Source organism: Streptomyces lydicus, assembly GCF_001729485.1.
Classification (GTDB): Bacteria; Actinomycetota; Actinomycetes; order Streptomycetales; family Streptomycetaceae; genus Streptomyces; species Streptomyces lydicus_D.
Genome location: NZ_CP017157.1, coordinates 7,302,333 through 7,316,219, shown reverse-complemented (window position 1 = coordinate 7,316,219; position 13,887 = coordinate 7,302,333). Strand labels below are relative to the sequence as shown.

Annotated in this window: 9 protein-coding genes; 8 read left to right on the top strand and 1 reads right to left on the bottom strand. The window is 73.8% G+C overall.

The annotated features are described in order from the left end of the window. Positions 1–124 precede the first annotated feature (124 nt). The 7 genes from SL103_RS31700 to sucD all read left to right on the top strand — a co-directional run bounded on the left by SL103_RS31700 (position 125) and on the right by sucD (position 9,907). A complete protein-coding gene (locus SL103_RS31700; protein ID WP_208870003.1) occupies positions 125–1,291 on the top strand; it encodes an ATP-binding protein in 1,167 nt (388 codons plus the stop codon). Then, entirely contained in the window at positions 1,288–3,714 is a 2,427-nt protein-coding gene (locus SL103_RS31695; protein ID WP_069572398.1) for a DUF5682 family protein, read from the top strand. The genes SL103_RS31700 and SL103_RS31695 overlap by 4 nt, the downstream gene beginning before the upstream one ends. Further along, positions 3,711–4,898, top strand: a complete 1,188-nt coding sequence (locus tag SL103_RS31690) for a VWA domain-containing protein (protein ID WP_069572397.1) — start codon at positions 3,711–3,713, stop codon at positions 4,896–4,898. Before SL103_RS31695 ends, SL103_RS31690 begins: the two co-directional genes overlap by 4 nt. 135 nt (positions 4,899–5,033) lie before the next feature. After that, positions 5,034–5,918 (top strand): hypothetical protein, encoded by an 885-nt coding sequence (locus SL103_RS31685; RefSeq protein WP_164492919.1) that lies wholly within the window; start codon positions 5,034–5,036, stop codon positions 5,916–5,918. Between the two features lie 93 nt (positions 5,919–6,011). After that, positions 6,012–7,361, top strand: coding sequence for a hypothetical protein (locus SL103_RS31680; protein WP_069572395.1), 1,350 nt, complete (start codon positions 6,012–6,014; stop codon positions 7,359–7,361). A 459-nt stretch (positions 7,362–7,820) separates the two neighbouring features. Further along, complete coding sequence (sucC, locus tag SL103_RS31675) at positions 7,821–8,999, top strand: ADP-forming succinate--CoA ligase subunit beta (protein WP_069572394.1); 1,179 nt, start codon at positions 7,821–7,823, stop codon at positions 8,997–8,999. A 23-nt stretch (positions 9,000–9,022) separates the two neighbouring features. After that, positions 9,023–9,907 carry a succinate--CoA ligase subunit alpha gene (gene sucD / locus SL103_RS31670; RefSeq protein WP_069572393.1) on the top strand — a complete coding sequence of 295 codons (885 nt, stop codon included), beginning with the start codon at positions 9,023–9,025 and terminating at the stop codon, positions 9,905–9,907. A 264-nt stretch (positions 9,908–10,171) separates the two neighbouring features. Here the strand turns inward: sucD and SL103_RS31665 are convergent, their stop codons facing one another. After that, positions 10,172–11,116 carry an RNA polymerase sigma factor gene (locus SL103_RS31665; RefSeq protein ID WP_069572392.1) on the bottom strand — a complete coding sequence of 315 codons (945 nt, stop codon included), beginning with the start codon at positions 11,114–11,116 and terminating at the stop codon, positions 10,172–10,174. Positions 11,117–11,234: 118 nt separating this feature from the next. Here SL103_RS31665 and SL103_RS39030 point away from each other — a divergent pair, with 118 nt between their 5' ends. Beyond that, positions 11,235–13,730, top strand: coding sequence for a cell division protein PerM (locus tag SL103_RS39030; RefSeq protein ID WP_069572391.1), 2,496 nt, complete (start codon positions 11,235–11,237; stop codon positions 13,728–13,730). Positions 13,731–13,887 lie beyond the last annotated feature (157 nt).

Sequence of the window (13,887 nt, the reverse complement as noted above, 5' to 3'; positions counted from 1 at the left end):
ATCGAAACCGCAGGTCAGAGCGGGTTCCAGGGGCGTTGTCAGTGGTGTGGTGCAGGGTTGATCCAGCAAGCGGCCGAAGGGATTTCCGCGGTGTCGGCCGCAGTCCTTGCGACTAGGGGGAGCCATGTCCGAGACCACCGATCACACGACGCACGACGCGGCGGGGAACGACCCCGCCCGGCCGGCCGCAGCGGCGCCGGACACCGGGGGCGGCGAAGCGCTGCGACCGCACGCCGAAGACACCTTCGCCGACGAACTCAAGGCCCTCGCCGCCGCCGACGACCGGCCGCGCCCCGCGCGCTGGCGGCTCTCGCCCTGGGCGGTCGCCACGTACCTCCTCGGCGGCACCCTCGCCGACGGCACGGTCATCACACCCAAATACGTCGGCCCGCGCCGCATCGTCGAAGTCGCCGTGACCACGCTCGCCACCGACCGCGCGCTGCTGCTGCTCGGCGTGCCCGGCACCGCCAAGACCTGGGTCTCCGAACACCTGGCGGCAGCCGTCAGCGGCGACTCCACCCTCCTCGTGCAGGGCACCGCCGGCACCCCCGAGGAAGCGATCCGCTACGGCTGGAACTACGCCCAGCTGCTCGCCAACGGCCCCAGCCGCGACGCCCTGGTACCCAGCCCCGTGATGCGCGCCATGGCCCACGGCATGACCGCCCGGGTCGAGGAACTCACCCGCATCCCCGCCGACGTGCAGGACACCCTCATCACCGTCCTGTCGGAGAAGACCCTGCCCATCCCGGAACTGGGCCAGGAGGTGCAGGCCGTCCGCGGCTTCAACCTCATCGCCACCGCCAACGACCGCGACCGCGGTGTCAACGAACTCTCCAGCGCGCTGCGCCGCCGCTTCAACACCGTCGTCCTGCCGCTGCCCGCGACACCCGACGAAGAGGTGGACATCGTCTCGCGCCGCGTCGGCCAGATCGGCCGCTCGCTGGACCTGCCGCCCGCCCCGGAGGGCCTCGACGAGATCCGCCGCGTCGTCACCGTCTTCCGCGAACTGCGCGACGGCCGCACCACCGACGGCCGTACGAAACTCAAGTCGCCGTCCGGCACCCTCTCCACCGCCGAGGCCATCTCGGTGGTGACGAACGGCCTGGCACTGGCCACCCACTTCGGCGACGGCGTACTGCGCTCCGGTGACGTGGCCGCCGGCATCCTGGGCGCTGTGGTCCGCGACCCGGCCGCCGACCGGGTCGTCTGGCAGGAGTACCTCGAAACGGTCGTACGGGAACGCGACGGCTGGAAGGACTTCTACCGCGCCTGCCGCGAGGTGAGCGCATGAGCGGGCGCACGGCGGACGGCCCCCGGCCGGCGCTGCTCGGCGTGCGGCACCACGGCCCCGGCTCGGCACGGGCGGTGCGCGCCGCACTGGAGCGGTGCGCACCCGCCGCGGTCCTGATCGAAGGACCGCCCGAGGCCGACGCACTGGTGCCACTGGCCGCCCGGGACGGCATGCGGCCCCCCGTCGCGCTGCTCGCCCACGTACAGGACGATCCGGGCCGCGCCGCGTTCTGGCCGCTGGCCGAGTTCTCCCCGGAATGGGTCGCGCTGCGCTGGGCCCTGCGGCACGACGTCCCCGTCCGCTTCATCGACCTGCCCGCCGCGCACACCCTGGCGATGCCGCAGGACGACGGGAGCACCGACACCGACCGGGCCACCGACGGCGCGGCCCCCGACGCCACCGACGTACGGATCGACCCGATCCGGGCACTGGCCGGGACCGCCGGCTACGACGACCCCGAACGCTGGTGGGAGGACGTGATCGAGCACCGCGGCACCGCGCCCGACGGGGCGCACCCCGACGCGGATCCACTGGCCCCGTTCGCGGCGCTGGCGGAGGCGATGGCGGCGCTCCGCGAGGCGTACGGCGACGGCGGACACCACCGCGACCCGCTCCGCGAGGCCCACATGCGGCTCCGCCTGCGGGCCGCCCGCAAGGAATTCGGGGACGACCTCGCCGTCGTGTGCGGCGCCTGGCACGTCCCGGCGCTGGCGCGGCGCACCACCGTGGCCGCCGACCGGCAGCTGCTCAAGGGGCTGCCGAAGGCCAAGGTGGCGACCACCTGGGTGCCGTGGACCCACCGGCGGCTCTCCCGGCACAGCGGCTACGGCGCCGGCATCGCCTCCCCCGGCTGGTACGGCCACCTCTTCAGCGCCCCCGACCGCCCCGTCGAACGCTGGCTGACCAAGGTCGCCGGAGTGCTGCGGGAAGAGGACTACGCCGTCTCCTCGGCCCACGTCATCGAAGCGGTACGGCTCGCCGAAGGACTGGCCACGGTCCGCGGCCGCCCACTGGCCGGCCTGACCGAACTGGACGACGCGATCCGCGCCGTCATGGGCGACGGCACCGACGCGCCGTCCTCCCTCATCCACGACCGGCTGGTCGTCGGCGAGGTCCTCGGCGAGGTCCCCGACGACGCCCCCGCGGTCCCCCTGCAGCGCGACCTCACCCGCAGCCAGCGGACGCTGCGGCTCAAACCCGAGGCCCTGGAACGGGAACTGCAGCTCGACCTGCGCAAGGACACCGACGCCGGACGCAGCCGCCTGCTGCACCGGCTGCGGCTGCTCGGCATCCCCTGGGGCGAACCCGCCCGCTCCCGCGGCAGCACCGGCACCTTCCGCGAGACCTGGCAGCTGCGCTGGGAACCCGAACTGGCCGTGCGCGTCGCCGAGGCCGGCGTCTGGGGCACCACCGTGCACACCGCGGCCACCGCCAAGGCCACCACCGAAGCCACCGCGGCGACCTCCCTCGCCGAGGTCACCGCACTCGCCGAACACTGCCTGCTCGCCGCACTCCCGGACGCCCTCCCGGTGGTGATGCGCGCACTCGCCGACCGCGCCGCCCTCGACACCGACGTCGGCCACCTCGCCCGGGCGCTGCCCGCCCTCGTACGGTCCGTGCGCTACGGCGACGTCCGCGGCACCGACGCCACGGCACTCCGCGACGTGGCGACGGGCCTGGCCGAACGGGTCTTCGTCGGACTGCCACCGGCCTGCCCCGGACTGGACGCGGACGGCGCCGCCGAACTGCGCGGCCACCTCGACGCCACCCACCGGGCCGTCGCCCTCCTCGCCCAGGAGGACAACCCCCCGCAACCCCCCGCCGGACCGCGGACCGGACAGCGGACCGCACCCCCGGCCCGCCCGGCCGACCTGCGCGCCCGCTGGGCCGACGTGCTGCGCACACTGAGCGAACGGGACACCGTCCCCGGCCTCATCCGCGGCCGGGCGACCCGGCTGCTGCTCGACGAAGGCGCCCTGGCCGACGGGGGAGCCGAGCGGCTGATGGGACTCGCCCTCTCACCGGGCACCCCACCCGCCGACGCGGCCGGCTGGATCGAGGGCTTCGCCGGCGACGGTGACAGCGGGGACGGCGGCATGCTGCTCGTCCACGACACCCGGCTGCTCGCCCTGCTCGACGGCTGGCTCACCGGCGTCCCGGACGGCGCGTTCACCGACGTACTGCCCCTGCTGCGCCGCACGTTCGCCGCATACGACACCGGGGTGCGGCGCACACTCGGCGAACTCGCCCGCCGCGGCCCCACGACCACGACACCCGGCCCGGCACCCGCCGCCGACACCGACACACCCGGCTTCGGCCCCGGCCTGGACCGCGACCGCGCCGCGGCCGTCCTCCCCACCCTGCGACTGCTGCTGGGACACGGACAGCGCGGCTTCGACGACCTCACGGAGGTGGCGAGTTGACCACTACCACGACCACCCGCGACGACGGCTCCGAACGCCTCCGCCGCTGGCGCCTGGTCCTCGGCGCCGCCGCCGACGGCACCGGACACGAACTCCACGGCCGCGACGCCGCCATGGACGGTGCCCTCACCGCGCTCTACGGCCGGCAGAAGGGCGCCGACGGCCAGGGCACCGACCGCGGACGGCGCACGGCAGGACTCGGCGCCTCCGCCCCCGGCGTCGCGCGCTGGCTCGGCGACATCCGCACGTACTTCCCGTCCTCCGTGGTGCAGGTGATGCAGCGCGACGCCATCGAACGGCTCGGACTGTCCGCGCTCCTGCTGGAACCGGAAATGCTCGAAGCGGTCGAGGCCGACGTGCACCTGGTGGGCACCCTCCTCTCGCTCAACCGCGTCATGCCCGAGACCACCAAGGAGACCGCACGGGCCGTCGTCCGCAAGGTCGTCGCACAGCTGGAGAAGAAACTCGCCACCCGCACCCGCGCCACCCTCGGCGGCGCCCTCGACCGCTCCGCCCGCATCAGCCGCCCACGCCACCGCGACATCGACTGGGACCGCACCATCCGGGCGAACCTCAAGAACTACCTGCCGGAACACCGCACCGTCGTACCCGAGCGGCTCATCGGCCACGGCCGGGCCGCACAGTCCGTCAAAAAGGACGTGGTGCTCTGCATCGACCAGTCCGGCTCGATGGCCGCCTCGGTCGTCTACGCCTCCGTCTTCGGCGCCGTCCTCGCGTCCATGCGCGCCCTCGACACCAGACTCGTCGTCTTCGACACCGCCGTCGTCGACCTGACGGACCAACTGGACGACCCCGTCGACGTCCTCTTCGGCACCCAACTCGGCGGCGGCACCGACATCAACCGCGCCCTGGCCTACTGCCAGTCACGCATCACCCGCCCCGCCGACACCGTCGTCGTCCTCATCAGCGACCTCTACGAAGGCGGTATCCGCGACGAGATGCTCAAACGGGTCGCCGCGATGCAGGCGTCCGGAGTGCAGTTCGTGACCCTGCTCGCCCTCTCCGACGAGGGCGCGCCGGCCTACGACCGGAGCCACGCCGCGGCCCTCGCGGCCCTGGGCGCACCGGCGTTCGCCTGCACACCGGACCTCTTCCCGGACGTCATGGCGGCCGCCCTGGAGAAACGACCGCTGCCCATACCGGACATGGCGGAGCAACGGTGACCGATGCACCGGGCGGACTTGCGTGCCACCTGGCACCTCGTGCAAGGATCAGGGCAACGCTCGATCGCCCGCGACGCGCGTGACACCGAGGCCGTCGTGCCCGAGTGTCCCCGTCCGTATGGGAAGGTCCCCTCCTTGTCCGCTGTGCTCGCCCTGCCTGCGGCCGTGCGCCTGCCGCGCGCGGCAGCCGCGCGGCGCGCACTGCTGGCCGGGCTCTTCCTGGTGGGCTTCGTCGCCCTCGGCTTCGCCTTCGGTCCCGGCGCCCACGCCGACGACCGTACGGGCTCGCAGGCCCTGACCGGGGCGACGTCCCCGGCCCGGGCCTCGTCCGAGGCGTCCGACCCGGACCGGGCCGCCACCCGGGACGGGGCCGCCGACGGCACGGACCGGCTCGCCGGCTCCGACGCCACGGCCGCACAGCAGGGCACGGCCGCCCGTACGCAGCTCACCGACGGCGCGCAGGCCGCGTCCCGTGAACTCGCCGACGCCGTACGCCCCGCCGCCGAGCGGACCGCACCGGTCACCGGCCGGATCACCGAACCGGTGAGCCACGCCGTACAGGACCTCGGGAACACGGCCGGTGCCGTGCTGCCCGTCGACCTCCCGACCGGCGACGCGCACACACAGCGGCCCGGCGACGGCGCGGCGCACCCGCACGGCCGTACGCCCGGCCACGCGCAGCAGGCCGGTCCCCGGACCGGCACGCCGGCGGACGGCACCGCCGCCCGGCCCGCGCGCTGCACGGACGGCTCGCACACGACGGACGCCGGGCTCTCCCGGACCACCGTCCACGAGCAGCGGGACCCGGGCCACCCCGGCCTGCCGGGCCAGCTCCCGCAGGCGCCGTCGGCGCCCGCCCCGCACACCGCCGGTGACGGCCACGGCCCCCGCGGTGGGGACCACCAGGCCACCACCCCGGCACACTCCCCGCGCTTCCGGCTGCTGCCCGGTGGCGTCCGCACGGCCGATGGCGCTCCGACGCGTCGGCGTGCCGAAGAAATCCTCGAATTCCCGGGCTAGGGCAGACCGCTCCGCGTCTGTAACCGGACCTGCCGCGCGGGGGCGGGACAGGTCTGCCCTTAAACCCTCCTGAATTCAAAGGACTTCATCTCCATGCGTTCCACCATCCGTCGTTCCGTCGTCGTCGCCGCTGCCGCCACCGGCCTGTGGGCCCTCGGCTCCGTCGCCGCCAACGCCGCCGAGCTGCCCGTCTCCACGGACCTGCCCGCCACCGGCACGGTGACCGACGCCACCCGGCAGCTGCCCACCGGCGACGTGGCCGGCACCGCCACCACGACGGTCAAGAAGGTCGCCGGCCCCGCGCAGAAGACGGTGGGCGGCGTGACCGGCAAGGCGACCGGCGCCCTCGGCGGTGTGTCGACCCAGGACCTGCCCACCGGCAAGCTGCCGCAGGTCGGTGACGCCACCGGCGCCGTGGACGGCGCGAAGCAGCTGCTGGGCGGCGCGGACCTGCCGAAGACCGGCCAGGTCGCGAAGACCGTCGACGCGAAGAAGGCCAAGAAGGTCACCAAGGCCGTCAAGAAGGCTGTCAAGGTCGCCAAGGCCGCGGACCTCGGCAAGCTCGGCCACCTCACGGACGGCTCGGTGCCCTCCGTTCCGTCGCTGCCCGCCACCCCGGGCGTGCCCTCCGCCGACCTGCCCGGTGGCCTGCCCCAGCTGCCCAAGGCCCCCGCGCTGCCCAAGGCCCCCGGCTCCGCCGACAACCTGCTGGCCGGCCTCGCCGGTGCCGGCATCCGTCCCGAGCAGCTGACCCAGCAGGCCCAGGCCGCGCTGGCCACCGCCCGCCCAGTCGTCGACAACGCGGCCGCCGACGCGCTGCCGCCCGTCGCCCGTCGGATCGTCGTCAAGGTCGTGCCGGTCGCCCAGGGCGCGGCCGGCGGCGCCGGCCGGCTCGCCGGTGACGCGGCCGCCCAGGCCACCCCGTTCGTGACCGTCGTCGGCGGCCAGGCGCAGCTGTTCGTGCAGGGTGCCGCCGGTGACGCGGTGCCGTTCGCGCAGGGCGCGGCCACCGACGCGACCGCCTTCGTGCAGGGCAAGGCCGCCGACGCGGTGCCGTTCGCGCAGGGCAAGGCCGCCGACGCCGTGGCGTTCGGCCAGGATGCCGGCGCCGACGCCGTCCCGTTCGCCAAGGGCCTGGCCACCGTCGTCGTGACCGACGGCAAGGGCACCGCCACCAAGGCCGTCGCCGGCGTGCAGGCCGCGACCCCGCTCCCGTCCCTGCCCGCGACCCCGTCCGTCCCGTCGGTGCCGTCCGTCCCGTCGGTTCCGTCGGTGCCCTCCGTTCCCTCGGTGCCCTCCGTGCCCGCCGTCCCGGCCCACCTGACCGACGCCGTCGCCGTCCCGGCCGTGCCCGCCGACCTGGCCCGTCTCACCAACGCCGCCAACGTTCCGGCCCTGCCGGTCCTCCCGGCCCTGCCGACCCTCCCCGTCCAGGCCATCTGAGCCCTCAGGACGCACCACCGGCGCGTCGGCCGCGGCGGCGGCCGAACAGCACCGGAACACCAAGAACAGCCGGGCGGACCTCTGTGGGGGAGGGCCGCCCGGCCTTGTGTTTTCCACGGCCGGCCGGACCCCTATACGCCGATCACGCCGGGATTCCCGCTCCTCGCTCCTCGCCAATCGCGCAACGACGTCGGAAAACCGCCGACGACATGCGGAAATCACGAGAAGGCGTAACTTGGCCAAAAGATCTGTGACCGTAATCACCGCTGGAGTGTGATCTGCGATTTAGGGCCGCAGGTCCTGCGGCGATAACCTGCGAGACGGACATGCCGCGTATCCGGTCACCGTGTACGCCTCCCCTGTGACAGCGCCGTCACGTTGCCCTTCGCGGCACGCCCATCGCAGACGAACGAACCGCGATCACTACGGCGATTCTGAGAAGACAAGGGACGGACGCGCGTGGACCTGTTCGAGTACCAGGCGAGGGACCTCTTCGCCAAGCACGGTGTACCGGTGCTGGCCGGTGAAGTCATCGACACGCCTGAGGCAGCCCGCGAGGCGACCGAGCGGCTGGGCGGCAAGTCCGTCGTCAAGGCGCAGGTGAAGGTCGGTGGCCGCGGCAAGGCCGGTGGCGTCAAGCTGGCCGGAACCCCCGACGAGGCCGTCGCCCGCGCGACGGACATCCTCGGCATGGACATCAAGGGCCACACGGTCCACAAGGTGATGATCGCCGAGACCGCGCCGGAAATCCTTGAGGAGTACTACGTCTCGTACCTCCTCGACCGCACCAACCGCACCTTCCTGGCCATGGCCTCCGTCGCCGGCGGCATGGACATCGAGGAGGTCGCCGAGAAGACCCCCGAGAAGCTCGCCAAGATCCCGGTCGACGCCAACGACGGCGTCAGCAAGGAGAAGGCGCAGGAGATCGTCGCCGCGGCGAAGTTCCCCGCCGAGGTCGCCGACAAGGTCGCCGACGTCCTCGTCACCCTGTGGGAGACCTTCATCGCCGAGGACGCGCTCCTCGTCGAGGTCAACCCGCTCGCCAAGGTGGCCAACGGCGACGTCATCGCCCTGGACGGCAAGGTCTCCCTGGACGCCAACGCCGAGTTCCGCCAGCCGGAGCACGAGGCGCTCGAGGACAAGGACGCGGCCAACCCGCTCGAGGCCGCGGCCAAGGCGAAGGGCCTCAACTACGTCAAGCTCGACGGCCAGGTCGGCATCATCGGCAACGGCGCGGGCCTCGTCATGAGCACCCTCGACGTCGTCGCCTACGCCGGTGAGAACCACGGCAACGTCAAGCCCGCCAACTTCCTCGACATCGGTGGCGGCGCCTCCGCCGAGGTCATGGCGAACGGCCTGGAGATCATCCTCGGCGACCCGGACGTCAAGTCCGTGTTCGTCAACGTCTTCGGCGGCATCACCGCCTGTGACGAGGTCGCCAAGGGCATCGTCCAGGCCCTGGAGCTGCTCAAGTCCAAGGGCGAGGACGTCAACAAGCCCCTGGTCGTGCGCCTCGACGGCAACAACGCGGAGCTGGGTCGTCAGATCCTGTCGGACGCCAACCACCCGCTGGTCCAGCGCGTGGACACCATGGACGGCGCGGCCGACAAGGCCGCCGAGCTGGCTGCTGCTAAGTAAGAGGGACGAGGACACTAACCACCATGGCTATCTTCCTGACCAAGGAAAGCAAGGTCATCGTCCAGGGCATGACCGGTGCCACTGGCATGAAGCACACCAAGCTGATGCTCGGTGACGGCACCAACATCGTCGGCGGTGTCAACCCGCGCAAGGCCGGCACCTCCGTCGACTTCGACGGCACCGAGGTCCCGGTCTTCGGCTCCGTCAAGGAAGCGATGGAGAAGACGGGCGCCGACGTCTCCGTCCTCTTCGTGCCGCCGGCCTTCGCCAAGGCCGCCGTCGTCGAGGCGATCGACGCCGAGATCCCGCTCGCCGTCGTGATCACCGAGGGCATCGCGGTCCACGACTCCGCCGCCTTCTGGGCGTACGCGAAGTCCAAGGGCAACAAGACCCGCATCATCGGCCCGAACTGCCCCGGCCTGATCACCCCCGGCCAGTCCAACGCCGGCATCATCCCGGGCGACATCACCAAGCCCGGCCGCATCGGCCTGGTGTCGAAGTCCGGCACGCTGACCTACCAGATGATGTACGAGCTCCGTGACATCGGCTTCTCCTCGGCCGTCGGCATCGGTGGCGACCCGGTCATCGGCACCACCCACATCGACGCCCTCGCGGCGTTCGAGGCGGACCCCGACACCGACCTGATCGTCATGATCGGCGAGATCGGCGGCGACGCCGAGGAGCGTGCGGCCGACTTCATCAAGGCCAACGTCACCAAGCCGGTCGTCGGCTACGTCGCGGGCTTCACCGCGCCCGAGGGCAAGACCATGGGCCACGCCGGCGCCATCGTCTCCGGCTCCTCCGGCACCGCCCAGGCGAAGAAGGAGGCCCTCGAGGCCGCCGGCGTCAAGGTCGGCAAGACCCCGTCGGAGACCGCGCGCCTGGCCCGCGAGATCCTCGTCGGCTGACCACCTGCCGGCTCGCACCGCCGGACCCGTCCTGCGGCGCAGTGCTGCCGTGCACAGCGGGACGCGGGCCCGTACCCCTGGTGGGTACGGGCCCGCGGCTGTTCTCGCTCACCGGCGCCCGGACGGCCCAACTGGGCCCGGAGCGTGGGCAGTTACCGGCCCTGCCGTCCCCACTGGCCTTACTGGCTTTACGGGGTGCGGCGGGCAGCCGGGGCGGATCCGGTTTTCCCGGCCGGGGCTCGGGCTGATTCCGTCCCCCCGGGCTCAGCGGGCTTCCGGGAGGAGCCGGGCCTCGCGGGGCTGCACCGGCCCATCCGGCGCGACCGGCGCGGTCACCAGGGGCCGCTGCCACGGCGGGGCCCCACGGTCCGGGGCGACGACCGCCACGGACAACGTGACCAGCGCGAACAGCCCGGTCAGGGCAAAGGTCACCCTGGTGAGCCGGCGCGCGCTGCGCTCACTCTCGGCACGGAGCAGCGGCGCGGCCGCCGCAGGTGTGACCGCCTGCGCGGTGACCCTTTGCGGTGCGGCTGCTTGCCGTACGGCCGGCGGCGCCACCTCCAACGTCGCCGCCAACACCGCCAGTCGGCCCCGCCACCCCTCGTCCCCCGCCGTATCCGCACCCCACTTCTCCACGCCCTGCTCCTCCGTACCCTGCTCCCCTCCGCGTGACGACTCCGCACGTGACGACTCCGCGCGTGACAGCTTCCCGCCCGCGAGTTCCCTGCCCGACAGCTCCGCTACGACCCGCTCACGGGCGTGGGCCAGGCGGCTCGCGGCGGCCGGCGTGCTCGCCTCGACCTCGATCGCGGCCTCGTACAGCCCGAGCCCCACCCCGTCGTGCAGCACCAGCATCCGCCGGTACGGCGCGGGCAGACGCAGCACCGCCGTCAGCAGCGCGCGGTCCGCCGGTGCCACGGAGGGCGGCACTTCCTGCGCCGTCCGGGCGGTCCGCAGCCAGGGCAACAGCCGCTGCCAGGGCGTCAGCGCCCCCTCGTGCACCGTCGCCCGCACCCATCCCGCCGGGTCCGGGTCCACCGCCACCTGAGGCCATCGCTGCCACGCCAGCCGGAAGCCGCGTTCCACGGCCCTACGGGCCAGCTCAGGGCGGCCGGTGAGCAGGTACGCCTGCCGGGTCAGGCCGGCGGCGTGCCGGGAGTGCAGGTCGTCGAAGGCGGTGGCGGCCGGATTCTGCTCGCGCTGCGTCATACCCAGCAGTGTGGAAAACCAGGATCGACGGAGCCGGTGCGACACACACGGCATACGCGACACGTCGATCATTTGCCCAGTACGCGGATGAAAAGGGTGTTGTTGGCAGCATGGCCGCGTGAGCCAGTTGACCGACCGCGGCCCCACCCTCTCCTCGCACGGCCGGACCGCCGCCCGGCGCTCCTCGGCGATCGGCGCGGCCTTCGTCGGCGGGGTGACCGCCGCCGGCCTCGGCCTGGGCGCCCTGACGGTGGCCGTGCTGCTGCTGTGGGTCGCCTCCCCGTACCCCGACAGCGGCCCCTCGCGGGCCCTCCACCTCGCCGCCGACCTGTGGTTGCTCGCGCACGGCGGCGACCTCGTACGCACCGCCACCCCCTCCGGCGCCGCGGCCCCGGTCGCCGTCACCCCGCTGCTGCTGTCCGTACTCCCGGTCTGGCTGTTGCACCGCGCCGCCCGCCACACCCTGGCCACCGCCCCCGCACCTGCCGACCCCGGCCGGACCGGCAGGGGCCCGGGACGCGCGGCGCCGGGAGGCGGCGACCCGAGGGTGGGAGACGCGCGTCCGGCCGGGAGGGAGCTGGGACGTACGGATCGGCTCGGCGCGACTGCGGGATGCGAAAGCCCGCCGGGGTCCGTACGGGGTGCCGGCACCACCCCCGAATCCGCTCGCCCGGCCGGCACCGTCACCCCGCGAGCCGACAGCCGGGACGACGACACCGCCCCGGGAGTCGATGGCGGGGACAACGACACCGCCTCGGGAGTCGATGGCGGGGGCAACGACACCACCCCGGTCGCCACCGCCCTGCCTACCGTCACCACCCCACGAACGACACCCCTACGCGGTGGCGCCGGCCTGCGCGATGGCGCCGGCCTGCGCGATGGCATCGACCTACGCGGTGCTGCCGGTCAAAGCGGTGACACCGGCCAACTGGGTGGCACCGGCCCAAGATCCGTCAGTTCCGTCAGTTCCGTCAGTTCCGCCAGATCCGCCAGATCCGCCGACTCCACCACCCCGGCCGATCCAGGCCCCCGCACTCTCCTCGGCGCCCTGCTCACCGGCTATCTGCTGGTCGCGGCCGGCGTGCTGCTCTACACCTCGGCGGGCCATCTGCAAGCAAACGCGCTCAGCGTCCTGCTGTACGTACCGGGCACGGCCCTCGCCACCCTCGCCGCCACGACCTGGCACGTCCTCGGGCCGGCCGGTGCTGCCCTGCTCCCCGCCCGGCTCCGGCGGGCCGGTGCGAAGCTGCCGCACCGGGTACGCGCCCGGCTCGGCGGCCCGCGTGCCGCCGCCGCACTGCAGGCCGCCGGCGTAGCCCTGCTCGCCCTGCTCGTCGCCGGTGCGCTGCTCACCCTGCTCGCACTCGGACTGCACGCTGGCCGGGTCCGCCAGGACTTCCTCCAGCTCGCGCCCGACTGGGCGGGCCGCGCGACGGTCCTGCTGCTGTGCCTCCTCCTGCTGCCGAACGCGGCCGTCTGGGGTGCCGCGTACGGCCTCGGCCCGGGCTTCACCCTCGGCGCGGACAGCGTGATCGGCCCACTCGGCGCCTCCCCGCACCCCGTACCGCCCCCACTGCCCCTGCTCGGCGCCCTGCCGGAGACTGTCTCTGCCACCCCCGGAACCCCTCTGACCTGGGCCGTCGCCGTGGTACCCCTCTGCGCGGGCGCCCTACTGGCCCGCCACATCGCCCACTGCGCCACGCCCACCCCACGCCCCGCATCGACGCCCGCGGTGCCGGCGCCCGAGACGGCCCCGGCCGAGACGAACTCGTCCGCGACAGCGTCATCGGAGCCGGCCACGTCCGCGACAGCCTCATCTGAGACTCCGGCACCCGGGGCGCCGCCGTGCGGGGCGAGGCTGTCCGGGGCGACGCCGTCCGGGGCGACGCCCTCCGGGACGGCCTCGTCCGAGACGGCGGCATCCGGTACGCCGACGGCGACAGGGGCGTGGCCCTGGTGGACGACAGCCTGCGTGGCGGGCCTGGCCGCCGCCGTCTGCGGTGCCCTCGTGGCGGTGCTCTCGGGCCTCGCCGGCGGAGCCTTGGGCAACAACGCGCTCGCCGCCTTCGGTCCCAGCTGGTGGCGTACGGGCCTGGCGGCTGCGGCCTGGACGGCGCTGATCGGTATCCCCGGCGCGCTGGCAGCCCGCGCCTGGCGGCTGCGGGCGGCGCGCGCCACCCGCGGCGGCACGGCGAGCCAGGGGAGCCAGGCGGCAGGGCAGAGGGTGACGAGGGCGGCCACCGCGGCGCGTGCGAAGGCGGGGCGGCGGGCGGGAGCAGACGGGGGCGGCGACTCAGTGGGGGAGCAGCCCCACGGCTCCGCCGACGCCGACGGCACCAGAGACCTGGCCGACGGCACCAGAAACCCGGCCGCCACCGGCTCAGTGACGACCAACGGCGCAGCGACGACCGCCGGCGCAGTGACAGCCACCGCCGCAGCGACCGTCGCAGCATCCGCCGGGACCGCCGGCGGTAGTGGCGGTGGGCGCGGAGAGGGCGTCGGTGCGGGCTGTCGGGGCGCCTCTGTCGGGAGCTCCGGGGTGGGTTCTGCCGGTGGCTTCGCCTTGCCTCCGCGTTCTCTTCCTTTTACGGCAACGAATACGGAGAGTGACTAGTTCCTGCTGAGGGTGGTTAATCGCTACGGAGGGTGATGGGGGAGGGGGCTGGGGGTGCTGCCCATGTCAGAGGGTGTGAGAGGGGCGGGGAAGGTCTCCCCGGTGGCTCCCGTCGGCTGCTCCTGCCCCCCGGCTGCTCCTACCCTCCGGCTACTCC